This is a genomic window from Mesorhizobium sp. WSM4904 (assembly GCF_029674545.1).
Taxonomy (GTDB): Bacteria; Pseudomonadota; Alphaproteobacteria; order Rhizobiales; family Rhizobiaceae; genus Mesorhizobium.
This window is the reverse complement of the sequence record NZ_CP121354.1, coordinates 3401622-3425236: the sequence shown is the minus strand read 5'-3', so window position 1 is coordinate 3425236 and position 23615 is coordinate 3401622. Positions and strand designations below refer to the sequence as shown.

The 23615-nt window shown below is 63.7% G+C and carries 23 protein-coding genes; 8 read left to right on the top strand and 15 right to left on the bottom strand.

Features of this window, described 5'->3' with window-relative positions:
* Positions 1-24: 24 nt before the first annotated feature.
* Together QAZ47_RS16300 and QAZ47_RS16295 are read right to left on the bottom strand one after the other, a co-directional pair.
* Positions 25-642, bottom strand: coding sequence for an MOSC domain-containing protein (locus tag QAZ47_RS16300; RefSeq protein WP_278230031.1), 618 nt, complete (start codon positions 640-642; stop codon positions 25-27).
* Positions 617-1555 carry a TetR/AcrR family transcriptional regulator gene (locus QAZ47_RS16295; protein ID WP_278230030.1) on the bottom strand — a complete coding sequence of 313 codons (939 nt, stop codon included), beginning with the start codon at positions 1553-1555 and terminating at the stop codon, positions 617-619. The genes QAZ47_RS16300 and QAZ47_RS16295 overlap by 26 nt, the downstream gene beginning before the upstream one ends.
* A gap of 51 nt (positions 1556-1606) precedes the next feature.
* Here QAZ47_RS16295 and QAZ47_RS16290 point away from each other — a divergent pair, with 51 nt between their 5' ends.
* The 3 genes from QAZ47_RS16290 to QAZ47_RS16280 all read left to right on the top strand — a co-directional run bounded on the left by QAZ47_RS16290 (position 1607) and on the right by QAZ47_RS16280 (position 2949).
* On the top strand, positions 1607-1828 hold the full coding sequence (locus QAZ47_RS16290) for a hypothetical protein (RefSeq protein WP_278201759.1): 222 nt from the start codon (positions 1607-1609) through the stop codon (positions 1826-1828).
* Positions 1829-1857: 29 nt separating this feature from the next.
* On the top strand, positions 1858-2256 hold the full coding sequence (locus QAZ47_RS16285) for a glyoxalase/bleomycin resistance/extradiol dioxygenase family protein (RefSeq protein ID WP_278207862.1): 399 nt from the start codon (positions 1858-1860) through the stop codon (positions 2254-2256).
* A 111-nt stretch (positions 2257-2367) separates the two neighbouring features.
* A complete protein-coding gene (locus QAZ47_RS16280; RefSeq protein WP_278230029.1) occupies positions 2368-2949 on the top strand; it encodes an isoprenylcysteine carboxylmethyltransferase family protein in 582 nt (193 codons plus the stop codon).
* Here the strand turns inward: QAZ47_RS16280 and QAZ47_RS16275 are convergent.
* From QAZ47_RS16275 to ettA, 3 genes are all read right to left on the bottom strand, one after another.
* Positions 2936-4057: a beta-ketoacyl-ACP synthase III gene (locus QAZ47_RS16275; RefSeq protein WP_278230028.1), complete on the bottom strand. Its 1122-nt coding sequence runs from the start codon at positions 4055-4057 to the stop codon at positions 2936-2938. The two genes, QAZ47_RS16280 and QAZ47_RS16275, sit on opposite strands and share 14 nt — an antisense overlap.
* 129 nt (positions 4058-4186) lie before the next feature.
* The gene (tam, locus tag QAZ47_RS16270) at positions 4187-4954 is read right to left on the bottom strand and encodes a trans-aconitate 2-methyltransferase (RefSeq protein ID WP_278230027.1); all 768 of its coding nucleotides are present in this window, start codon (positions 4952-4954) and stop codon (positions 4187-4189) included.
* A 38-nt stretch (positions 4955-4992) separates the two neighbouring features.
* A complete protein-coding gene (gene ettA / locus QAZ47_RS16265) occupies positions 4993-6642 on the bottom strand; it encodes an energy-dependent translational throttle protein EttA (protein WP_278201755.1) in 1650 nt (549 codons plus the stop codon).
* Positions 6643-6904: 262 nt separating this feature from the next.
* On the opposite strand from ettA, the gene QAZ47_RS16260 reads away from it, so the two are divergent.
* Positions 6905-8182: a GGDEF domain-containing protein gene (locus QAZ47_RS16260; protein ID WP_278230026.1), complete on the top strand. Its 1278-nt coding sequence runs from the start codon at positions 6905-6907 to the stop codon at positions 8180-8182.
* A 31-nt stretch (positions 8183-8213) separates the two neighbouring features.
* Here QAZ47_RS16260 and QAZ47_RS16255 read toward each other — a convergent pair whose 3' ends face one another.
* A complete protein-coding gene (locus tag QAZ47_RS16255) occupies positions 8214-9224 on the bottom strand; it encodes a ribonuclease (RefSeq protein ID WP_278230025.1) in 1011 nt (336 codons plus the stop codon).
* A gap of 195 nt (positions 9225-9419) precedes the next feature.
* On the opposite strand from QAZ47_RS16255, the gene QAZ47_RS16250 reads away from it, so the two are divergent.
* The 3 genes from QAZ47_RS16250 (at position 9420) to QAZ47_RS16240 (ending at position 13254) form a co-directional block, all read left to right on the top strand.
* Positions 9420-10352, top strand: coding sequence for an alpha/beta hydrolase (locus QAZ47_RS16250; protein ID WP_278230024.1), 933 nt, complete (start codon positions 9420-9422; stop codon positions 10350-10352).
* 80 nt (positions 10353-10432) lie between these two features.
* Positions 10433-11608 carry a CaiB/BaiF CoA-transferase family protein gene (locus QAZ47_RS16245; RefSeq protein WP_278230023.1) on the top strand — a complete coding sequence of 392 codons (1176 nt, stop codon included), beginning with the start codon at positions 10433-10435 and terminating at the stop codon, positions 11606-11608.
* Positions 11605-13254 carry a thiamine pyrophosphate-binding protein gene (locus tag QAZ47_RS16240; protein WP_278230022.1) on the top strand — a complete coding sequence of 550 codons (1650 nt, stop codon included), beginning with the start codon at positions 11605-11607 and terminating at the stop codon, positions 13252-13254. The genes QAZ47_RS16245 and QAZ47_RS16240 overlap by 4 nt, the downstream gene beginning before the upstream one ends.
* A 106-nt stretch (positions 13255-13360) precedes the next feature.
* Here QAZ47_RS16240 and QAZ47_RS16235 read toward each other — a convergent pair whose 3' ends face one another.
* The 5 genes from QAZ47_RS16235 to QAZ47_RS16215 form a co-directional block, all read right to left on the bottom strand.
* Entirely contained in the window at positions 13361-13810 is a 450-nt protein-coding gene (locus tag QAZ47_RS16235) for a CHRD domain-containing protein (RefSeq protein ID WP_278230021.1), read from the bottom strand.
* Positions 13811-13979: 169 nt separating this feature from the next.
* Positions 13980-14951 (bottom strand): ABC transporter substrate-binding protein, encoded by a 972-nt coding sequence (locus QAZ47_RS16230; protein ID WP_192243255.1) that lies wholly within the window; start codon positions 14949-14951, stop codon positions 13980-13982.
* Between the two features lie 39 nt (positions 14952-14990).
* Positions 14991-16145 carry an ABC transporter permease gene (locus QAZ47_RS16225; protein ID WP_278201747.1) on the bottom strand — a complete coding sequence of 385 codons (1155 nt, stop codon included), beginning with the start codon at positions 16143-16145 and terminating at the stop codon, positions 14991-14993.
* A complete protein-coding gene (locus QAZ47_RS16220; protein WP_278201746.1) occupies positions 16142-17020 on the bottom strand; it encodes an ABC transporter permease in 879 nt (292 codons plus the stop codon). The genes QAZ47_RS16225 and QAZ47_RS16220 overlap by 4 nt, the downstream gene beginning before the upstream one ends.
* Positions 17021-17429: 409 nt before the next feature.
* Entirely contained in the window at positions 17430-18221 is a 792-nt protein-coding gene (locus tag QAZ47_RS16215) for an ABC transporter ATP-binding protein (protein ID WP_278201745.1), read from the bottom strand.
* A gap of 113 nt (positions 18222-18334) precedes the next feature.
* Here QAZ47_RS16215 and QAZ47_RS16210 point away from each other — a divergent pair, with 113 nt between their 5' ends.
* Positions 18335-18745 carry a cupin domain-containing protein gene (locus QAZ47_RS16210; RefSeq protein ID WP_278201744.1) on the top strand — a complete coding sequence of 137 codons (411 nt, stop codon included), beginning with the start codon at positions 18335-18337 and terminating at the stop codon, positions 18743-18745.
* Positions 18746-18768: 23 nt separating this feature from the next.
* On the opposite strand, the gene QAZ47_RS16205 is transcribed toward QAZ47_RS16210, so the two are convergent.
* From QAZ47_RS16205 to QAZ47_RS16190, 4 genes are all read right to left on the bottom strand, one after another.
* Positions 18769-19146 carry a hypothetical protein gene (locus tag QAZ47_RS16205; protein WP_278201743.1) on the bottom strand — a complete coding sequence of 126 codons (378 nt, stop codon included), beginning with the start codon at positions 19144-19146 and terminating at the stop codon, positions 18769-18771.
* A 2-nt stretch (positions 19147-19148) separates the two neighbouring features.
* The gene (hydA, locus tag QAZ47_RS16200; RefSeq protein ID WP_278201742.1) at positions 19149-20600 is read right to left on the bottom strand and encodes a dihydropyrimidinase; all 1452 of its coding nucleotides are present in this window, start codon (positions 20598-20600) and stop codon (positions 19149-19151) included.
* A gap of 64 nt (positions 20601-20664) precedes the next feature.
* Positions 20665-21915 (bottom strand): Zn-dependent hydrolase, encoded by a 1251-nt coding sequence (locus tag QAZ47_RS16195; protein WP_278201741.1) that lies wholly within the window; start codon positions 21913-21915, stop codon positions 20665-20667.
* A 69-nt stretch (positions 21916-21984) separates the two neighbouring features.
* A complete protein-coding gene (locus QAZ47_RS16190; protein ID WP_278230020.1) occupies positions 21985-23313 on the bottom strand; it encodes an aspartate aminotransferase family protein in 1329 nt (442 codons plus the stop codon).
* Positions 23314-23615: the final 302 nt, after the last annotated feature.

Genomic DNA, 23615 nt, shown 5'->3' with positions numbered 1-23615 from the left:
GAATCCGCTTCAGCGCGATGCGCTTTAGGCGCGATAGATCCACTGCTCCGGCACCCGTACCGATATCTCCTCGCCTGTCCTGATGACGCCCGGCTTCTCGACCCAGGCGACGAGACCGCGCAGGCGCTTGGCTGCTTTCGGAAACAGCAATGCCCCAGCCTCGTGATCAGTCATGCCGGCATGCTCGGCCACCGAGCGGCCGGAAAAGCGGCAGGGCCCGTTCTGGGCGTCGACCTTGACGGTCACGCCGCCCTTGAAAAACAGCAGCGATCCCGCCGGCAGCATGGAAAGATGCGGCACGCCTTCGATAAGCAGGTTGGCGCCGATCCACTCCGGCTTGATCTCCGCGATGCCCATGCGCTCGGCGACGATGGCCAGTTCGTCGGCGGCGACCAGAGACAACTGCCGCTCGTTGCGCATCTCGGTGCCACGCGGATACCAGGGCTCGCGCCCGCCCGAACGCCGCGTCGCGCCGGCATGGAAATCGCCCTCGATGCCGTCGAAGCCGAGCCGCAATTCCTCCACCCGTCTTGTCTCGAAATGATCGGAAGGCGCCGTGTAAAGCGCCGCGGCCATCGCCGCGAGCTTGCGGCCCGGCACGATCTCGACGGGCGTTTCAGTCGTGAAGAACAGGTCCGGCATCGGTTTCGCCATTTGAGTCGGCCGCTTTTCGCACTTCGGCTGCCCAAGCGGCAAGAGCGATCTCGGCCATAGCCCTGAGGTCTTCCGCCGAAGCGCCGTCGCGCGCCTGGATCGACATTCCGTGCATGACGCCGGTCAGGTATTTGGCCAATCGCTCGACGGACAGATTCGCCGGCAATTCGCCGGCCTCTTGGCCCGTACCCAGCCGCGCCGCGATCGCCGCTTCGGTCGCCTTGCGATATGTCTTGAGCTCGTCCGCGACGGCTTGCGCCTGCGGCGAGGTCGCCAGCGCACCGCTAATGAAAAGGCAGCCGCCGGGCTTGCCCGGCCGCGTGTAGGTCTCAGCCGCGCCCATCAGAAGCAAACGGATCGCCTCCTTGACGGGCACCGCCGCGCTAAGCGCGTCGAGCGCAAAGCCGATCTCCCTTTCGTGGTAGCGCGCCAGCGCCCGACGGAACAGCGTCTCCTTGTCGGTGAAGGCGTTGTAGATCTGCGGCGGCGTCAGGCCCATGGCCTCGCGCAACATGGCAAGCGAGGTCGCTTCATAGCCATGCTCCCAGAACAAATGCATCGCGGCGTCGAGCGCAACCTCCGGGTCGAATGCACGCGGCCTGCCGCCGCGTGACTTCTCGAGATTTTCCATAGTGATCGATACGAAACCTATTGACTTGCCGATTTGATGTAACGTAACAATCAATACGTAACCTGACAAGCGCAAAGCACCAGAGCCGTCAGGGCCATCCGCAGCAAGCAAGGGAAAACCATCATGCCGATCACCGTGACCGCGCCCGAAGGCGTGCTGACAGCCGCTGGAGAGCGCGAAATCCTTCCCCGCCTGAGCGCCGCGCTCATCGAGGCCTCCGGAGCCACCGGGAATGCATTTTTCACTGCAATCGTCGGCGGAACGGTCCATGTCCTGCCGAATCATCGCATCTATGCGGGCGGTGCCAACCGGCCTGTCGTCATGGTGGAATTGAAACTGCCGAACATAGGCCTTGCCTCCATCGAGGCACGAGAGGCATTCATCATGGCCGCCGCAAGCATCGTCACCGACCTTTGCGTGCCGGGTCACAGGCCCGAAAATACCTGGATCAACATTCTCAATGCGCCCGACGGCGGCTGGGGTATCGGCGGCCGGCAATATTCAGGCGAGGCGCTGGTCGCGGCGGCGATGGCCGCCGCATGACGACCACGGTTCAGAAGCAAGGACACGGGATGCGGTTTTCTCCCTCGCTGTTCTTCACGACCAACTGCGAGGAGGCTCTCGCCTTTTACGAATGTTGCGGCCTCGGCCGGGGAACAGTCCTGCTGCGCTGGGGTGAAAACAATATGCCCGTGCGAACCGAGGCCATGCGAGGGAAAGTGCTGCATGCCCGTTTCGAGGGGCCGGGCATCCTTTTTCACGCATCCGACAATGACGACGCCGAGCCCATGAAAGGCTCGGCGCTGATGTTGGAGTTCGACGACCTCATCACGATGCGGGCGCTGTTCGGTAACATGGCCGAGGGCGGCGGGATCACCGTGCCTCTGGCGCGTCGATATTGGGGGACGAGCTTCGGGATGCTCGTCGATGCCTTTGGCGTACAGTGGATGTTTAGCTGTTCGAGCGAATAGGAGCGGTGTCTGCCCGCCGCCCGCCTTGCGATCACGACGTTCTTACTGGCCGCCACTATCTTTGGCCCCGCGGCGTCGCTTTCATGGCGGCGCCAAGACGAAAGGTTGATCATGCATCCCGGACCCGCAATCGCTGCCTTGTGGCTGGCTTGGATCGTATCCTGGGCTTTGGCCTCCTTCTGGGCCGACCCCGCGCAAAAGCGCGCAGGCTTCAGGGCTGAGGCGCAATATCGGGTACTGTGGCTCGCCGGCACCATCCTGCTGTTCGTGCCGGCGCACGGCTATGCCGGCAGGCTGCGGCTGTGGACGCCGACGCTTGCCGAGGCGTGGATCTGCGTCGCCCTGATCGCCATCGGCATCGCCTTCGCCTGGTGGGCGCGCCTGCATCTCGGCAGGCTGTGGTCCGGCACCATCACAGCCAAGGCCGATCATCGCGTGGTCGAGACCGGTCCCTATCGGCTGGTCCGCCACCCGATCTACACGGGCCTGCTGCTGTCGATCCTGGCCACCATGGCTGCGAAGGGCACGGTCTGGGGCATCGCCGGCGCCGGCCTTCTGCTTGTCGGCATCGTCGTCAAGGCGCGACTGGAAGAGAGCTTCCTGCGCGGCGAGCTCGGCCCCGCCTATGACGACTATGCCAGGCGCGTGCCGATGCTGGTGCCCTTCGCGCCCGTGGCTTTCAGAGCATCCTGAGCAGCGCGCCACCGATCGAATAGCCGGCGCCGAAGGCGCAGAGCAGGCCGAAATCGCCGGCCTTCATGTCCGCATGGTTTTCGGACAGCGCCACGATCGCGCCGGCGCCCGCCGTGTTGCCGAGCCGCTCCAGCACCATCGGCGCGCGGTCATGGTCGACATCGTGGCCGAAGGCGAGTTTCAGGATCATCGCGTTCATGCGCGCATTGGCCTGATGCAGCCAGAAGCGGCGGATGCCTTTCGGCGTCAGCCCATGCTCGGCCAGGAACTCGACGATGAATTTATGGCCCGCGACGGTGACTTCCTTGAACACCTTGTTGCCGACCTGCTTGATCAGGTTGCCTTCGAGCTTGATCTGGTAGGGATCGTCCTGGGCGGTGCGGGTGTGGTAGCCGAGATTGGTGCGGATGTTGTTCGACATCTGCGTCCAGGTGCGCGTGTCCAGCACCTCGAAGCGCCCCGGCCGCTTCTCGCCCTGGTTGAGCCCTTCGACGATCATCGCGACCGAAGCGTCGCCGAAGATGAAATGCGTCTGCCGGTCGCGAAAATTGAGATGGCCGGTGATGATTTCCGGCGTCGACACCAGAATGCGCCTGTGCGCCCCTGCCCTGACCAGGTTGACCGCGATGTGCAGCGCCGCCGCGGCGGAAGAGCAGCCCAGCCCCATGTCGAAGCCGGCGCCCTTGGTGCCCAGCGCCTCCTGCATCTCGATGGCGATCGCCGGATAAGGCCGCTGGTGATGCGAGGCCGAGCAGATCACCAGATCGATATCCGACGCTTTCACGCCGGCATGAGCGATCGCTTTCCTGGCGGATGCGATGCCGAACTCCGCCTGCAGCGACAGCGCGTCATCCGGCCGCGCCGGAATCCGTGGCGCCATGCGGGTGGGATCGAGGATGCCTTCGCGCTCGATCACATGGCGGGTCTGCACCCCCGATGCATGGACGATGAAGTCGCTGTCCGACTTCTGCAGCAGCGTCTCGCCGGTGACGGCACGGCGCGCATTTTCGGTATCGACCCAGCTGTTGAAGCTTCCGACCAGCTCTTCATTGGTGATGACTGGCTCGGGGATTTCGGCGCCGATGCCGCTGATGATGACGCGATGCATGTCCAATCCGTCCGAGGCGCAACCTTTTGGTGCCGAAGCGGGGCGGGCCACCCTTGTCGCATTTGGCCGGTTTATGCCAGCTTAAATCTCTGTTGCGCGCGGCTATCGCGATGAGTTGACCGGACGCGGTCAGGCGCGCTTGGCGATGATGAAGATGCGCGGGAAGCGCAGCAGCACCTTGCCGTTCGCCGTCTTCGGATAGGCCTTTGCGATCTTGGCGGTATAGCTTTCGAGGAAAGTCTTCTTCTCGTCCCCGTCGAGCGGATCGAGGAAGGGCTTCAGCCCCGTTGACTTGACCCACTCCACGATTGCTTCAGCATCGGCCAGCGGATGGTTGTAGATCGTGTGCCAGATATCCACCCGATCCGCGAGCGGCGACAGGAGATCGTAGTAGAAGGAAACCGGCGGCAGCGGCGCGCGCGCGGCGCCTTTCAGCTTCGCCGAGAACGGCATCTCGGCCGCCGTGTCGCGCATCAGCTGATGCGAGGGTTCGGCGAGATTGTCGGGCATCTGGATGGCCAGAGCGCCGCCGGGCGCAAGCAGTCCCATCAGCCGCTGGAACACCGCCGGATGCTCTGGCAGCCACTGGAAAACGGCGTTGGCGAAGATCACGTCGACCGGCTTCTGCGGCTGCCAGGTGGAAGCATCCGCAAGTTCGAAATTGACGTTGGGCAGCCGCGCCCGCGCCTTCTCGATCATGTCGGGCGAAGTGTCGAAGCCGCGGACTTCGGCATCCGGCCAGCGCTCGACCAGAAGCTCCGTCGAGTTGCCCGGACCGCAGCCGATATCGACGACGCGGCGCGGAAAGTCGACGGGAACTTGTGCCGCCAAGTCCCGCGCCGGCCGCGTGCGCTCGTCCTCGAATTTCAGATATTGGGCGGCGGACCAGTCAGCCATTTCAGAACCTCGTATTTGTTCGCCGCCCGTGGACTGTCCTACCGCGTCAGCCGCTTGTGCGTCATGCGGTGCGGGGTTGCCGCTTCGGCGCCCAGGCGGCGCAGCTTGTCCTTCTCATATTCCTCGAAATTGCCTTCGAACCATTCGACATGCGCGTCCCCCTCGAAGGCGAGCATGTGGGTCGCCATGCGGTCGAGGAACATGCGGTCGTGGCTGATGATGACGGCGCAGCCGGCATAGGCTTCGAGCGCATCTTCCAGCGCGCTCAGCGTCTCGGTGTCGAGGTCGTTGGTCGGTTCGTCGAGCAGCAGCACATTGCCGCCGCCCTTCAGCATCTTGGCCAGATGCACGCGGTTGCGCTGGCCGCCCGAGAGGTTGCCGACCTTCTGCTGCTGGTCGCCGCCGCGGAAGTTGAACGACGAGCAGTAGGCGCGGCTGTTGACCTCGTGCTTGCCGAGCTTGATGACCTCGGCGCCGCCGGAGATCTCTTCCCAGACCGTCTTGTTCGGGTCGAGCGCGTCGCGGCTCTGGTCGACATAGCCGAGCCTCACGGTTTCGCCCTTGCGGATCGAGCCCGCATCCGGCGTTTCCTGGCCGGTGATCATCTTGAACAGCGTCGTCTTGCCGGCGCCGTTCGGGCCGATGACGCCGACGATGCCGCCCGGCGGCAGCTTGAACGACAGGTCCTCGATCAGAAGCTCGTCGCCGAAGCCCTTGTTGAGGCCCTCGACCTCGATGACGACATTGCCGAGGCGCTCGCTCGACGGGATGACGATCTGCGTGTCGGTAGGCCTGCGGTTCTGCGACTGCTCGACCAGCTCCTCATAGGCCTTGATGCGCGCCTTGGACTTGGTCTGGCGCGCCTTCGGCGAGGACTGGATCCACTCGCGCTCGCGCCAGATCGCCTTCTGGCGGGCATCGTCCTCGCGGCCTTCCTGGATCAGGCGCTTGGCCTTGGCGTCGAGATACTTGGTGTAGTTGCCCTCGTACGGAATGCCGCGGCCGCGGTCGAGCTCGAGGATCCAGCCGGTGACATTGTCGAGAAAGTAGCGGTCGTGGGTGATGATCAGCACCGAGCCCGGATAGTCGCGCAGGTGCTTTTCCAGCCATTGCGTGGTCTCGGCGTCGAGGTGGTTGGTCGGCTCGTCGAGCAGCAGCAGGTCGGGCTGCTCGAGCAGCAGCCGGCAGAGCGCCACGCGGCGGCGCTCGCCGCCCGACAGGTTGGTCACCTCGGAATCTGCGGGCGGGCACTGCAGCGCGTCCATCGCCATCTCGACCTGCTGCTCGAGATCCCACAGGTTGAGGCGATCCATCTCGTCCTGCAGCTTGGCGGACTCGTCGGCCGTCTCGTCGGAATAGTTCATCATCAGCTCGTTGTAGCGCTCGATGATGGCGGTCTTCCTGGCGACGCCGTCCATGACGTTTTCACGCACGGTCTTGCTGGGGTCGAGCTGCGGCTCCTGCGCGAGGTAGCCCACGGTCGCGCCCTCGGCCAGCCACGCCTCGCCCTGATACTCCTTGTCGAGCCCGGCCATGATGCGCAGGATCGTCGACTTACCCGAACCGTTGGGGCCGAGGATGCCGATCTTGGCATCCGGGTAGAAGGACAGGTGGATGTTGTCGAGCACCTTCTTGGTGCCGTAGGCCTTCGACAGGCCGGACATGTGATAGATGAACTGGCGAGCCACGCGCGCTTTCCCTGGAAACTGAGGTGTCACATTGGATGGGGGTTGCGCGCTATGTAGGCGATGAAGCGCCTAACGGCAATCGCTTTCAGCATCCCGGACCTTCCTGAGGCTTTCGCTGGGTTGGAGGCAGCCATGCGTAGTCGATCAAATCCTTGCACGGCCCGAGCCGGTGAAAGCAGCGGTTAACCATTCCCCTTCAGAACGAAGAAGGTTGGGGAATCGCGGCAAGGCCGCGATTTTCGGGAGAGATCGGATCGACGACGTGCTGAACGGTTCCTTGCTGCTTGCCGAAGCGGTTCTGTACTTCGGCGCCATGGTGACGCTCTTCCGCTTCCGGCGCCGCATCGGGCTCGGCGTGTTCATCTGCGCGCTCGGCGTCATGCATTTCCTCGAAACCTACCTCGCCAGCACCTTCTATGTCGCGCTGCCCTTCGGCATGGTCTCGCCCGGCTCCGCCGTGATGTTCTCCGGCAAGCTGGTGATGCTGCTTCTTCTGTATATGAAGGAGGACGCCGCGACCGTCCGCCAGCCGATCTACGGCCTGCTGCTCGGCAATGCGCTGATGATCGCTCTCGTGCTCGTCCTGCGTTTGCACGCGATCTCGCCGCTTCCGGACGGCAAGATGCCGGATATCGGCTTCATCGACGAGATGGGCTGGCTGATGGCGTGGGGCACCTCGCTGCTCTTCGTCGACGCCATCCTGATCATCCTGCTCTACGAAAAGCTCGGCGCCTATCTGCGCCATTTGCCTCTTGCACGCATCCTGGCTTCGGTCGCCTGCGTGCTGACATTCGACCAGGCCGGCTTCTTCACGGCGCTGCATTTCGTCGCCGGTGCGCCGATCGAGGTCTTCTTCGGCGGCTGGTTCGCCAAGATGGCCGCGGCACTCGTCTACAGCGGCATGCTTGTCGCCTACCTCGAATGGGTGGAAGACCACGAGATTGCCGTGCCGCGCGGCCTCTCCGACATTTTCGACACCCTCACCTATCGCGAACGCTACGAGGCGCTGGTCAAGCATGTCGGCCGCGACGGCCTGACAGGACTGCTGCATCGCGGCAGCTTCGATGCCGACGGCGAGGCGGCTGTCGCGGCGTGCATCCGGACCGCCAAGCCGCTCAGTCTGCTGATCGTCGATGTCGACCATTTCAAATCGATCAACGACCGGTTCGGCCATGCCGAGGGCGACAAGGTGCTGAAATCGATAACCGCCGCGCTGATCGAGACTGTCGGAAGCGAGGACCAGGTGTTCAGGATCGGTGGCGAGGAGTTCGCGATCCTGTGCCCTCGGCCGCATTCGCTGGCAAAGCTGCTCGGCGAAAGCATCAGGAACGCAGTCAAGACCTCAGGCCATACCAGCCGTTTCAACATAACCGTCAGCGCCGGCGTCTCGACGGTCGGCGAGACGACGCGCTGCCTGGCCGACATTTTCGCATTGGCCGACCAGCGCCTCTACAAGGCCAAGTCGAGCGGCCGCGACAGGGTGGTCGGCGAGCCGGGCAGCGACGCCAACAACCGACGGGCAGCTCCGAAGACCGCCTGACTTCGACAGCCAAAACCCGGCTGCCGAGCTCTTACTGAAACCCGATCGCGTCGACCGTGCCCTTCGGGCAACCGGCCTTGCCCGTCGGCGCCGAAGCCATGAGCAGGTCGGCGAGCTTGCTGTCGGGACCGATCGGGCCGGAGAGGCCGAGCGTCAGCTCGCCGATCAGCCGCCGGCCGCTCGACGGATCGACCAGGCAGGAAACGCGCACCCGGTCGCCGGCGCCGGCGCCGAAGGCCTTGTCGAAGGCATTGCGGATCTGCTCCGACGTCAACTGCTTGCCGATGTTCTTGGTGAAGAGGTCGCGCACCGGCGAGGCATTCACCGCGCGCATCAGATTGAGCGCGTCGGAGAAATAGTCCTGCTGGCTCTTGCCGTAGCAGGTGCCGTGCTTGATCCACTCATGGCGTTCGAGCTTGGAAGCCGTGCCCGGCATAACCTGGTCGAGCTCGGCGCGCGTGCCGGCATCGAGATTGACGGGCGGCAGGTCCCCCCAATGCGCGGGGTTGTCGTTGGCCTTGTCGCCGGCCGACACCTGGCAATAGAAATTGCCGTTCGGCTGCGGCCACAGCCCATGCAGGGTGAAGTGGGAAGCATCGAACTCGCTGGGGCTCTGTGCCTTGCATTCGGGCTTGCTGCCCTTGGTCTCGCAGAAGGCGGGCTGCCAGCTCAGAGCGAAGACATATTCAGGCTTGCCGGAGGCGGGCTGCGACGGCTTGGCCTGGCCGGCGGATGCCGGTGCGGCCGCGGCGCCGCCGCCGGTGACATGGCCGCAGCCGATCCTCACCCAACGCCGTTCCGGATCGGCTCCCGGAACCTGGATGAGGTAGTGGGTGGGTTCGTCCTTGTTGCCGGCCAAAAGCTGGTAGCTCTGTCCTGTTTGAGTGGACACGTCGCCGGGATTCTTGCCGCTCTTGATGGCTTGCGTCGCAGGACAGGCGCTGTCGGCCACGAAGGTGCCGCTCATCTTCACATCGGCATGCGCCGCGTCGGCGCCAACCAGAGCCAGAACAACCGAACCCCACAATGCCCAAGCCCGCATTCCCGCTCTCCCGGCGATCATTGAACCGTATTGAATTCGTCACACTAGAACAGGCGAAGTGTCAGAATTACGATCTTTTTCGTCGCGCGAAAATAATCCCCAGGAGAGCGATGGGCGCGCCCGATCCGGTCGAAAGGACCGCGCTCTCTTGACGCCGTCGAAACCCTCGCCCATCAGTCGCGAAGGGAGCGAGACATGCCATTTGACAGGAAGACCAGGCTGGCCTCACCGACCGGGGCCGACCTCAACCTCTATGTGAGACAAGCGCGGACATCTCCGCGCGCCGTCATCCAGATCAATCACGGCCTGGCCGAGCATGCGGCGCGTTACGCCCGCTTTGCCGATTTCCTCGCCGAACGCGGCTTTCATGTTTACGCCCATGACCATCGCGGCCATGGCGCGACAAAGGCGCCCGACGCGCCGCTCGGCAGGTTCGCCGACGTCGACGGCATCGCCAAGGTGATCGCCGATGTCGGCGCGGTGCATGATCTGATCGCCGCAGAGCATCCAGGATTGCCGGTGATCGCTTTTGGACATTCGCTCGGCGCCTCGATCGCGCTGAATTTCATCCTGCGCCATTCCGGGCGCATCCATGCCGCCGCGATCTGGAACGGCAATTTCTCGCAAGGCCTGCTCGGCCAGCTGGCGCTGGGCATCCTCGGCTGGGAGCGGATGCGGCTGGGATCGGACGTGCCGTCGCGCCTGCTGCCGAGGCTCACCTTCCAGGCCTGGGGCAAGGCCGTGCCCAACCACAGGACCCTGTTCGACTGGCTGTCGCGCGATCCGGTCGAGGTCGACAAATACATCGCCGATCCGCTCTGCGGCTGGGATGCCTCCATCTCGATGTGGCGCGATGTTGTCGAGATGGCGCTTTACGCCGGCAAGGATTCCAGCTTTACCGGCGTGCGGCGCGACCTTCCCGTCAACCTGGTCGGCGGCGAGAGGGACCCGGCTTCGGACTATGGTAAGGCGGTTAGCCACCTCGCCCGGCGCATGGACCGAATGGGCTTTTCGAATCTGGTTTCAAAGGTTTACGCGGAGACGCGGCACGAAAGCCTGAACGAGGTCAATCGAGATCTCGTCATGAACGATTTCTCCGCCTGGGCAGACAACGTGCTGAAGTCGTGATCGGCGTGGCCTACAGCATGAGTCGTGACACAGCCTGCTACGATTGATAGAGGCTGCGCTTCGTCAAACCACGGTGATCCATGGCTGAACCTCCGCTGAAAGGCATCCGCGTTATCGAACTGGCCCGCATCCTGGCGGGACCTTGGGCCGGCCAGTTGCTCGCCGACCTCGGCGCCGATGTCATCAAGGTCGAGAGCCCGGACGGCGGCGACGACACCCGCAAATGGGGGCCGCCCTTCGTCATGAGCCATGACGGCGAGAACCTGTCGGCCGCCTATTATCATTCCTGCAATCGCGGCAAGCGCTCGATCGCCATCGATTTCTCCAAGCCCGAGGGCGCCGACCCGCTGCGCCGCCTCATCGCCACGGCCGACGTGCTGATCGAGAACTTCAAGCTCGGCGGGTTGAAGAAATACGGCCTCGATTACGAGAGCCTGAAGAAGACCAACCCGCGCCTCGTCTATTGCTCGATCACCGGCTTCGGCCAGGATGGCCCGTATGCGCCACGCGCCGGCTACGACTTCATCATCCAGGCGATGGCCGGCATGATGTCGATCACCGGCGAGGCCGGCCGCGAGCCGCAGAAGGCTGGCGTCGCCATCTCCGACCTGTTCACCGGCCTCTATTCCGTGATCGCCATCCAGGCGGCGCTGCGCCATGCCGAGAAGACCGGCGAAGGCCAGCACATCGACATGGCGCTCTACGACAGCCAGATCTCGGCGCTCGGCAACCAGAACCTCAACTATCTGGTTTCCGGCAAATCGCCGGTGCAGATGGGCAACGCGCATATGAATATAGCGCCTTACGAGGTGCTGCCGGTGAAGGATGGCCATATCATCCTTGCCGTCGGCAATGACGGCCAGTTCGCCAAGTTCTGTGCGGTAGTTGGCCTCACCGACCTGCCCGCCAATCCGGATTTCGCCACCAATCCCGCCCGCGTCGCCAACCGCGCGAAACTGCGCGAGCTGATCATCGAGGTATTGAGCACCTGGGATCGCGATCCGCTTTTGGCCAAGCTCGAAGCGGCCGGCGTTCCGGCGAGCCCGATCAACACGATCGGCCAGATGTTCGCCGATCCGCAGACGATCGCGCGCGGCATGCGGCTCGACCTCGACGACGGGCATGGCAATTTGCTGCCTTCCGTGCGCGCACCGATGGTGATGTCGGGCACGCCGCTCGTCTACGAGCGCCCCTCGCCGCGTCTTGGCGAGCACACTGCAGAAATCCTTGCCGAACTGGAGAGATCAGCAAAATGAAGACCGGCGGACAACTGATCGTCGAGGCGCTCGAAGCGAACGGCACCGACCGCATCTTCTGCGTGCCCGGCGAATCTTATCTGGCTGTGCTCGACGCGCTGCACGACTCCTCGATCCGCACCATCGTCTGCCGCCAGGAAGGGGGTGCAGCGATGATGGCCGACTGTCAGGGGCGCCTGACCGGCAAGCCCGGCATCTGCTTCGTCACCCGCGGCCCCGGCGCCACCAACGCTTCCGCCGGCATCCACATCGCCATGCAGGATTCGGTGCCGCTGATCCTGTTCATCGGCCAGGTCGCCAGTCACGCCAAGGAGCGCGAGGCTTTTCAGGAGGTCGACTACAAGCGCTTCTTCGGCGACATCGCCAAATGGGTGGTCGAGATCGACGATGCCGCGCGCATCCCGGAATTCGTCACCCGCGCCTTTGCCGTCGCGACATCCGGCCGCCCCGGCCCGGTCGTCATCTCGCTGCCCGAGGACATGCTGACCAGCGAGGTCGAGGCGCCGGAGGCGCTTCCGCACACGCCGGTCGAGACGCATCCCGGCGAGACCGAGCTCGACGCGCTTGAAATGCTGTTGAGCAACGCGAAGCGCCCATTTGTCATCCTCGGCGGCACGCGCTGGAATGAAGAAGCGGTGGCGCATATGCGCTTGATCGCCGAGGCATGGGCACTGCCCGTCGGCTGCTCCTTCCGCCGCCAGATGCTGTTCGATCATTTGCACCCGAACTACGCCGGCGATGTCGGGATCGGCATCAATCCGAAGCTGGCGGCGCAGATCAAGCAGGCCGATGTCGTATTGCTGATCGGCGGTCGCCTGGGCGAGATGCCGTCCTCGGATTACACGCTGCTGAAGAGCCCCTACCCCGACCAGGCGCTGGTGCATGTCCACGCCGATGCCGGCGAGCTCGGCCGCGTCTACCGGCCGACGCTGGCGATCAACGCCTCGCCCGCGGCTTTCGTCGAGGCTTTCGCCAAGCGCAAGCCGGCCGGCACGCCGTCATGGGCGGACGAGACGGCGAAAGCTCACGCCGCCTACCTCGAGTGGTCGACGCCGCCCGAGACCGGGCCCGGCGCCGTCCAGATGGGGCCGATCATGAACTATCTGGAAAAGGTGCTGCCGGAGGACGCCATCCTCACCAACGGCGCCGGTAATTACGCCACCTGGGTGCACCGCTTCCACCGCTTCCGCCGCTTCGCCACGCAGGCCGCCCCGACCTCCGGCTCGATGGGCTATGGCACACCGGCGGCCGTTGCCGCCAAGGCGTTGTTCCCGGATCGCACCATTGTCGCCTTTGCCGGCGACGGCTGCTTCCTGATGAACGGGCAGGAATTCGCGACCGCCGTGCAATACGGCCTGCCGATCATCGTCGTGGTGGTCAACAATGGCATCTACGGCACGATCCGCATGCATCAGGAGCGGGAGTATCCGAACCGCGTCGTCGCCACCGACCTCAAGAACCCGGACTTCGCCGCTCTCGCCCGCGCCTATGGCGGCCATGGCGAGACGGTCGAAAAGACCGGGGATTTCGCTGCCGCCTTCGAAAGCGCGCGCGGCAGCGGCAAGCCCGCGATCGTCGAGATCAGGCTCGACCCCGAAGCGATCACGCCGACCCGCACGCTGACGCAGATCCGCCACAAGTCGTGATCAACGACGTCGCCCAAAAAGGCAGAGCAATTTTTGGGAAAACGACATGCAAAACACAAACAGGAAAAGAGGCGGTTGCCCGCCTCGTTTCTGCTGCGGAAGGCTGCTACATCGATGCGCCTGTTGATTTCTCGATCTGTCCTCGGATCTCGCCGTCCGGGTTAGCGGCGGTGTGGATGTTGACGTAGTATTTGCCGGCGTCCAGGTCGGTGGCCTGGGCATCCGTCAGCGTCGCCGAGCCCTTGATCGGGCTCTTGACCTTCTTGAACGGGATTACGGGATCCGCGTTTTCACCCTTTGCCGCCGGACCGTGAATGTGACCGGCCGACGCCGGCCCGCTGAGACCGGAATATTTGACGTTCCAGCTGAGCTTCTTGCTGGTGGTGTTGAATGTGAGCGTGGCAGTTCCCTTGCCCTTGGTCGTGACGGGCGGGTTCTGCTGGCTGCCATCGAGCGTCGCCTTGAATTTCATCGTCTCGGCCATGGCCGGCGAGGCGAGCAGGAAGGCGGTCGAAACCGCGAGCGCCGAAAGCAGCGGCAAGGAGTAGATACGCATTGAGGACCTCCGTTTGCTGACGCGTCCGCCACGGCTCCCCCGGCGCGCGGATGCACTTACAGCAACGGTTGGCCGGCGCTTTGTATCCCTGCGCACGCATATTTTACCGGCGCCAACCAAAAAGGGGCGGTCGCCCGCCCCTTTCAACTCCGTTGCAGAAGCCTGACCTTTACTTGATCGCCTTGTCGGTGATCGCGGTCGTGTAGGCGCCCGAAGGCTCCTTGGCGATGATCTTCTGGTCGAGCAGCGCCTTGGCAGTGCGCTCGTAGGTCGCCGGGTCGAGCTTGCCGTCGGCATTGTCGATCAGCTTGGCGACCTCGCCCATCATGCGCTTCTGGTGGTTCTCGTCCTGGCCGCCATTGTCCATGACGATACCGGCCGCTTCGTCCGAATTGTCGACGGCGTATTTCCAGCCCTTCATCGAGGCGCGCACGAAACGCACCATCTTGTCCTCGAAGGCCGGGTCCTTCAGCTTGTCCTCAAGCGCGTAGAGCCCGTCCTCGAGCAGGTCGTTGCCCATGGCCGAATAGTTGAAGACGGTGAGCTGCTCCGGCTTGTAGCCGGCGTCGATCAGCTGCCAGTACTCGTTATAGGTCATGACCGAGATGCAGTCCGCCTGCTTCTGGATCAACGGCTGCACGTCGAAGCTCTGCTTCAGCACGGTGACGCCGTCCTTGCCGCCGTCGGTCTTGAGGCCGAGTTTGTTCATCCAGGCGTAGAATGGATATTCGTTGCCGAAGAACCAGACGCCGAGCGTATGACCCTTGAAGTCGGCTTCGGTCTTGATCGGGCCGTCCTTCGGGCAGACCAGCTCCATGCCGGCCTTCTTGAACGGCTGCGCGATGTTGACCAGCGGCACGCCCTTTTCGCGAGCCGCCAGCGCGCCACCCATCCAGTCGACGATGACATCGGCGCCGCCGCCGGCGATCACCTGCTCCGGCGCGATGTCCGGACCGCCCGGCTTGATGTCGACATCGAGGCCCTCGGCATCATAGAAGCCCTTGGCCTTGGCGACATAGTAACCGGCGAACTGCGCCTGCGTGACCCATTTCAGCTGCAGCGTCACCTTGTCGGCGGCCATAGCCTGGAAAGCGGCCAGCGACATCGCGCCGGCTAGAGCAGAAATTACCAGTCTTTTCATATTTTTACCCTCTGAAGTTAGCACCCAAACCCACCGCCCCTATCCACCACGGACAGAGGGATGCCAAAACGTGACGGCTCTCTCGATAAGAGCGACCACGCCATAAAAGACCGAACCCGCCAGTGCTGCAACTGCGATTTCGGCCCAAACCATGTCGATGTTCATCCGTCCGACTTCGGTCGAAATGCGGAATCCCATGCCGACGACAGGCGTGCCGAAGAACTCCGCGACGATGGCGCCGATCAGCGCCAGCGTCGAATTGATCTTCAGCGCGTTGAAGATGAACGGCATCGCCGCCGGCAGCCTGAGCTTCAGAAGCGTCGGCCAATAACCCGAGGCATAAGTGCGCATCAAGTCGCGCTCCATGTGGCCGGATGCGGCAAGCCCGGCGACCGTGTTCACCAGCATCGGGAAGAAGGTCATGATAATGACGACCGCCGCCTTGGACGGCCAGTCGAAGCCGAACCACATCACCATGATCGGCGCGACGCCGATGATCGGCAGTGCCGAAACCATGTTGCCGATCGGCAGCAGCCCGCGCCTGAGGAACGGTACGCGGTCGGCAAGGATGGCGACGACGAAGCCGGCGAGGTTGCCGACGATATAGCCGACCAGAACCGCCTTGAAGATCGTCTGCCGCACATCCTCGCCCAGGATCGGCAGCGCGTTGGCAATGCGCGCGCCAATGGCGCTCGGCGGCGGCAGCAGAATGAAGGGGATACCGGCGCCGCGTGTCACCGCCTCCCAGATGATCAGGATCCAGGCGCCAAAGATCGCCGGGATGATCAGGCGCAGTCCAGTCTTCGCCCCACTCGCAGTGGGTCGCAGGGAGGATAACAGGGCCGCGCAGCGCCAGGCGAGCAGCCAGGCCGCGGCGAGAGCCAGGAAATAGGGCGCCAACGCCGTGCCCTCGAAACCGGCGATGCCTTTGATCAGAAGCCAGGCGGCGACATGGGCGCCGATGAACAGGATCACAGCCTCGACGATAGGCGCGAGCCTGACCGCCGATACCAGCGCCGCGATCAGCAGCAAGCCGAGGATCAGCCCCTTCGTGCCCATATACGGGTAGGCGATCGTTGCCGTGGGCTGCGCGAGCGCGGCCGCTTCCGGTTTCGACATTGCGCCAAGCGCGAAGGCAATGAGGCAAAAGAGGATCGCCAGCACCGATTGCCAGGACGGTTTCAGCCTGGTCATGCCGGCCTCCCGCCCATGGCGCGGTCGACAAGGCGGCCGGCGATGCCGACCACCATGACCAGAAGTGCGGCAACCACCGAGCCTGCGACCAGCGCCGACCATATGTCGATGGTCTGGCTGTAATAGGCGCCGGAGAGCAGCTTGGCGCCGATACCGGCGACGGCGCCGGTCGGCAACTCGCCGACGATGGCGCCGACCAGGCTCGCCGCCACCGCCACCTTCATCGAGGTGAACAGGAACGGCACCGAGGCCGGCACGCGAAGTTTCCAGAAGGTCTGCGAGGCGCTGGCATTGTAGGTGTGCATCAGGTCGAGATGCATGATCTCGGGCGAGCGCAGGCCCTTCACCATGCCGACGGCGACCGGGAAGAAGGAGAGATAGGTCGAGATCAACGCTTTGGGGATCAGGCCGGTGATGCCGACCGCCGCCAGCACCACGATGATCATCGGCGCCACCGCCAGGATCGGAATGGTCTGCGATGCGATGATCCACGGCATCAGGCTGCGGTCGAGCGTCGTCACATGCACGATGCCGACCGCGATGACGATGCCGAGCGCCGTGCCGAAGGCAAAGCCGAGCAGCGTCGAGGACAGCGTGACCCAGGCGTTGTAGACCAGGCTGCGGTTCGAGGTGACGCTGCGCAGGAATGTGTTCTCGAAGAAGTTCGCCGCCACCTGATGCGGCGCCGGCAGCGTCGGCTTCGGCTGCGACAGCGTCTTGCCGATGAATTCGACGGTGCCGCGGGTCTGGTTCGCCCGTTGGTCGAGATCGCGCTGGAACGGCGCGTTGAGGATGACGGCGAAGACATACCAGAGAACAACCACGCCGGCGAGGATGGTGGTGACGGGGATGATCTTGGAGCGGAAGGAGTCCATCTACCGCTCCCCTCGTCTCAGCGATAGAGCGTGGCGCGGCGCGTTGTTCGTCATCCTAGGGCGGAGCAAGGAGCGAAGCGACGCAGCGCAGACCCTAGGATCCATGCCGTTCCTTCTCGGCTTCGCAGCGGTGCAGAATAGGGCTCCCTGCGCCGCGCGGCATTTAGTGGCCATTCTTCGCCGTTTTGACCCTTCGGCCGAGGTCACGGCATGGATCCTAGGGTCTGCACTCCGCTTCGCGTCGCTCCGCCCTAGGATGACGAAATCGCGATGGGCGGCTCCCACTACATGCGCGTTGGCCCCCCTGCTCCGCCCTCGGGTGACGAAGCGGTGGGCGGCCGCCTCCTCACCCGACCTCCGCTTCGCTCCGGCCACCCTCTCCCCGTCGGGGAGAGGAGGAAGATCACCCTCAATCATCATAGCTGTGCCCAGCCCTCAAGCCATCGCGCACGCGCGCGGCGATCGCCAGGAATTCCGGCGTCTCGCGGATGTCGAGCGGCCGCTTCCTAGGCAGCGTCGATTCGATGATGTCTGTAACGCGGCCCGGCCGCGGCGACATGACGACGATGCGCGTCGACAGATAGACTGCCTCGGGGATCGAATGGGTGACGAAGCAGATCGTCTTGTTGGTGCGGTCCCAGAGCTCGAGGAGCTGTTCGTTCAAATGGTCGCGCACGATCTCGTCGAGCGCGCCGAACGGCTCGTCCATAAGGAGCAGGTCGGCGTCGAAGGCGAGCGCGCGCGCGATCGAGGCGCGCTGCTGCATGCCGCCGGAAAGCTGCCAGGGATATTTCTTCTCGAAGCCGGAGAGGTTGACCAGCTCCATGGTGCGCTTGATGCGCTCCGCCTGCTCGGCCTGGCTGAGGCCGATGATCTCCAGCGGCAGCGCCACGTTGCGCTCGATCGTGCGCCACGGGAACAGCGCCGCCGCCTGGAAGACATAGCCGTAAGCGCGCTTCTCGCGCGCCTGCTCCGGCGAAATCCCGTTGATGGAGATCGTTCCCGATGTCGGCTTCTCCAGGTCGGCGATGACGCGCAGCAACGTCGTCTTGCCGCAGCCGGAGGGGCCGATGAAGGAGACGAATTCGCCCTTGTTGATGGTGAGATCGACATTGGACAGAGCCTGCACCGGACCGTCATTGGTCTGGAAGGTGAGGCCGAGCTTGCTTGCCGAAACGACTGCTGGCGACTGTCCGCTCATTGGCTGCAGCCTGCCTTTCGCAGCCGTTGCCGCGCTGGCCGGAATCCGGTTGATTTTGCGTTTATGTTGCTTTCCACTCGTCCTGTCCCAACAGATCGACGCCGCCCGGAGGCTTGCCTATGTCGCCTAAACCCACTTGTCATCTTATTCGCCCTGAAAGCACTTATGAAGGCAAGCAGGGGCTGAGCTACTTCGCCGGTATCGCCGCCGAGACCGTCGGCTCTTCCGGCATCTGCATGCATCTCTTGACCATGCCGCCCGGCGCCCGCGCCAAGGCGCATATGCATGAGAACCACGAGACGGCGATCTATGTGCTCTCCGGCGAGGTCCATACCTGGTACGGCGACCGGCTCGAGCACCACATCGTCGTCAAGGCCGGCGATCTCTTCTACATCCCGGCCGGAATGCCGCATTTGCCTGCAAATCTCAGCGGCGCGCCCTCTTCGGCGGTCATTGCCCGCACCGATCCCAACGAGCAGGAAAGCGTCGTCCTGCTGCCGGAGCTGGATGCGTTGGTCGCCTGAGGCCGGAGGGATCTCTCTCGCCGCTATTTGCACCGGGAGACTTCGCCCATTGCATTGCCGTCCTGGTCGGTCACCACCAGCTTCTTCGCATTCTTCTTGCTGCGCTTGATGATGAACTTTGTCGGCGACTGCCCCTCTTCGCCTTCCGCCTCACATTTTGCTGTCACCACAAGCGAACCATCGGCCTGCATCTGCTTGTCGCTGAAGGTGCAGGCGCTGGCTGCAGTGATCAGCTCCTTGTCGGTCAGAAGCAGCATCTGATCGGCGGCGACTTCCTGACCGTTTCTGTTGATACAGCCATACTTGTCGCCGTAAGGCTTGCTGAGGTCGATGCCGGCAGCAAAGGCCGAGCCTGCGGTCAGCAGCACGGCTGCCGCGATGATAAGGTGAGCTATCCGCACGCTCAAACTCCGGTCGCCGGAATGCCGGACCGCTCCACCTTGCGTGGCGCGGAAATCTCCTTCCAGGTCGACAGCGCCCGGTTGACCGCAGCGTTCGGCTCGCGGGCGACGAATTCGCCATGGCCGATCTTGGCCTTGACGTCCGACTCCTCGATCGACAGCTCGCCGCGCGAGAAGACGAAGCGCGGCAGGCCGGTCACCTCGAAGCCTTCGAAGACGTTGTAGTCGATCACCGACTGCTGCTTCTTGGCCGAGATCGTCTTCTTTCGCTTTGGGTCCCAGACCACGATGTCGGCATCCGCGCCTTCGACGATCGCGCCCTTCTTCGGATACATATTGAGGATCTTGGCGATGTTGGTCGAGGTCACCGCGACGAACTCGTTCATCGTCAGCCGGCCGGTGTTGACGCCGGTTGTCCACAGGATGGGCAAACGGTCCTCGAGGCCGCCGGTGCCGTTCGGAATCTTGGTGAAGTCTCCGAGGCCGTTGCGCTTCTGCTTGGTGGTGAAGGAACAGTGGTCGGTCGCCACCACCTGCAGCGAGCCGGCCTGCAGGCCGGCCCACAGCGAATCCTGATGCCACTTGCTGCGGAAAGGCGGGCTCATCACGCGGCGCGCCGCATGGTCCCAGTCCTTGTTGAAATATTCGGTCTCGTCGAGCGTCAGGTGCTGGATCAGCGGCTCGCCGAAAACGCGCATGCCCTTCTGGCGCGCGCGGCGGATGGCCTCGTGGCTCTGCTCGCAGGAGACATGCACGACATAGAGCGGCACGCCGGCCATGTCGGCGATCATTATGGCGCGATTTGTCGCCTCGCCTTCCACCTCCGGCGGACGCGAATAGGCATGGCCCTCGGGCCCGTTGTTGCCGGCGGCAAGCAGTTTTTGCGAGAGGGCCGCAACCACGTCGCCATTTTCGGCATGGACGAGCGGCAGCGCGCCGAGATCGGCGCAGCGCTGGAACGACGCATACATCTCGTCGTCGTCGACCATCAGCGCGCCCTTGTAGGCCATGAAGTGCTTGAACGAGGTGATGCCCCTGTCGACGACGGTCGCCATCTCGTCGAACACCTGCTTGCCCCACCAGGTGATGGCCATATGGAAGGAATAGTCGCAGGACGCCTTCGAGGTCTTGTTGTCCCACATCTGCAGGGCTTCGAGCAGCGACTGCTGCGGCGCCGGCAGGCAGAAATCGACGACCATGGTCGTGCCGCCGGAGAGTGCCGCGCGCGTGCCGGACTCGAAATCGTCGGCCGAATAGGTGCCCATGAAAGGCATTTCGAGATGGGTGTGCGGGTCGATGCCGCCCGGCATGACGTAGCAGCCCGTAGCGTCGAACTCGTGGTCGCCGTGCAGGTCCGAGCCGATGGCGATGATCTTGCCGTGGCTGAACACCACGTCGGCCTTCCACGTGCGGTCGGCGGTGACGATGGTGCCGTTCTTGATGACTTTGGTCATATCTGTTCCCCTGATCTTTTTCGCGCTTCTTTGCGAGCGGCTTTTCGAGGTGACGTCTATTCGGTCATTCGACAATTCCCGCCGTCTCGACCACCGCGTGGAACAGCACGTCGGCGCCCGCCGCCGCCCATTCCTTGGAGATGTCCTCGGCCTCGTTGTGGCTGAGCCCGCCGACGCAGGGGCACATCACCATGGTCGCCGGCGCGACCTTGGCCGCCCAGCAAGCATCGTGGCCGGCGCCCGAAATGATGTTCATGTGGCTGTAGCCGAGTTTCTCGGCAGCCGTGCGGACACGGCCGACCAGCGTCGGATCGAAGGTCACCGGATCGAAATGGCCGACCGCCTCGACCGAGCATTTCACGCCGAGCGCCTCGCAGATCTTCGGCGCTTCCTTCTCTATGCGGGCGCGCATGCCGTCGAGTTTGGCCTGGTCGGGCGAGCGGATGTCGACGGTGAAGATCACCGTGCCCGGCAGAACGTTGCGGGAATTCGGCGAGAACTTCACCTGGCCGACGCCGCCGACGGCGCCCGGCTGGTTCTCCATGGCGACCGTCTGCACCATCTCCAGGATACGCGCCATGGCGAGGCCCGCATTGACGCGCATGTTCATCGGAGTCGAGCCGGTATGCGCCTCCCTGCCGGTCAGTGTGAATTCCAGCCACCAAAGGCCCTGGCAGTGGGTGACCACGCCAATCTGCTTGTTCTCGGCCTCGAGGATCGGCCCCTGCTCGATGTGATACTCGAAATAGGCGTGCATCTTGCGCGCGCCGACCTTCTCGTCGCCGACCCAACCGATCCGCTTCAGCTCGTCGCCGAAGGTCAGACCGTCGAGGTCCTTGCGGCCATAGGCGTAATCCTGCGTATGCACGCCGGCGAACACGCCGGAGGCAAGCATGGCCGGGGCGAAACGCGCGCCCTCCTCGTTCGTCCAGTTGGTGACGACGATCGGATGCTTGGTCTTGATGCCGAGATCGTTGAGCGAGCGCACGACCTCCAGACCCGACAGCACGCCGAGCACGCCGTCATATTTGCCGCCGGTCGGCTGGGTATCGAGGTGGGAGCCGACATAGACGGGCAGCGCGTCCGGATCGGTGCCGGCGCGAGTCATGAACATGGTGCCCATCTGGTCCACGCCCATGGTGAGCCCGGCCTGGTCGCACCAGGACTTGAACAGCTCGCGACCTTCTCTGTCGGAATCGGTGAGCGTCTGGCGATTGTTGCCGCCGGCAATGCCGGGACCAATCTTCGCCATCTCCATTATGGAATCCCACAAACGGTCTGAATTCACTCGCAGATTCTCGCCGGGGGCGGCCATTCAAAGTCCTCTCATTTCATGTCACCGTCAGGCGGCGGTTCCCGACGCCGCCCGACCGGTTGAAGCAGTTTAGTCTATCGAGCGCAGAACGTCCCTGACATGGTCGATCAGTTCGTTGATCTGGCCCTTGGTGATGATCAGCGGCGGCGACAGCGCGATGATGTCACCGGTGGTGCGGATCAGCGCGCCGCGCTCGAACGCCTTGACGAAGGCCGAGAAGGCCCGCTTGGTCGGGCTGCCGGCGATCGGCGCCAGCTCGATCGCGCCGATCAGGCCGATATTGCGGATGTCGATGACATGCGGCTCGCCCTTGAGCGAATGCAGCGCATCTTCCCAGTAGGAAGAGAGTTCCTCGCCGCGGGTCAGCAAGCCCTCTTCCTTGTAGGTGTCCAAGGTGCCGAGAGCCGCGGCGCAGGCGATCGGATTGCCCGAATAGGTGTAGCCGTGGAAGAACTCGATCATGTGCTCGGGGCCGGTCATGAAGGCGTCGTGGATCTCCTTCTTGACGAACACCGCGCCCATCGGGATGACGCCGTTGGACACGCCCTTGGCCGTGGTCATGATGTCCGGCGTGACGCCGAAATAGTCCGCCGCGAACGGTGCGCCAAGGCGGCCGAAACCGGTGATGACCTCGTCGAAGATCAACAGGATGCCGTGCTTGGTGCAGATCTCGCGCAGCTTCTGCAGATAGCCCTTCGGCGGCAGGATGACGCCGGTCGAGCCCGCGACCGGCTCGACGATGACGGCCGCGATGGTCGAGGCGTCATGCAGCGCGATGATGCGTTCGAGATCGTTTGCCAGTTCCGCGCCATGCTCAGGCACGCCCTTCGAGAAGGCGTTCTTCTCCGGAAGATGGGTGTGCGGCAGATGGTCGACGCCGCCGAGCAGCGTGCCGAACATCTTGCGATTGCTGACGATGCCGCCGACGGAAATGCCGCCGAAATTGACGCCGTGATAGCCGCGCTCGCGACCGATCAGGCGGGTGCGCGAGCCCTCGCCCCTGACGCGGTGATAGGCGATCGCCATCTTCAGCGCGGTCTCGACCGATTCAGAACCGGAATTGGTGAAGAAGACGTGGTCCATGCCCTTCGGCGCGATGTCGACCAGGCGGTTCGCCAGCTCGAACACGATCGGATGGCCCATCTGGAAGGCCGGCGCATAGTCGAGCTCCGCCGCCTGACTCTGGATTGCTTCGGTGATCTTCGGCCGGCAGTGGCCGGCGTTCACGCACCAGAGACCGGCGGTGCCGTCGAGCACCTTGCGGCCGTCGCTCGTCGTGTAGTGCATGTCCTTGGCGGACACGAACATACGCGGCGCCTGCTTGAACTGCCGGTTTGCCGTGAACGGCATCCAGAATGCGCTGAGATCGTTCGGCGTGACTTTCAGCCGGTTGGACATGACCAAGACTTCCCCTTGTAACCTGTTTCGGTACGCTAACGCTTGGTCTTCCCAAGGCTTGGTCTTCGTTGCGTTTTCGTGCTACGCAAATTTTTGACCGATTGGACAAACGTTAGCACCGCCCTGTCGGCGGTCAAGGGACTACTAGCGGAAATGCGGCATCAAAAGCGCGTTCCACGGCTCGGAGAAAAACTGGTCCAGAGAATTGGTCCAGCGAGACCGCACGCTGGAGCAGTCCAGCGTTTGATAGAGCCGCTGGCCTGCTCCAACTTTTTGTTTTTACGCAATTCCGGACGGAAAAC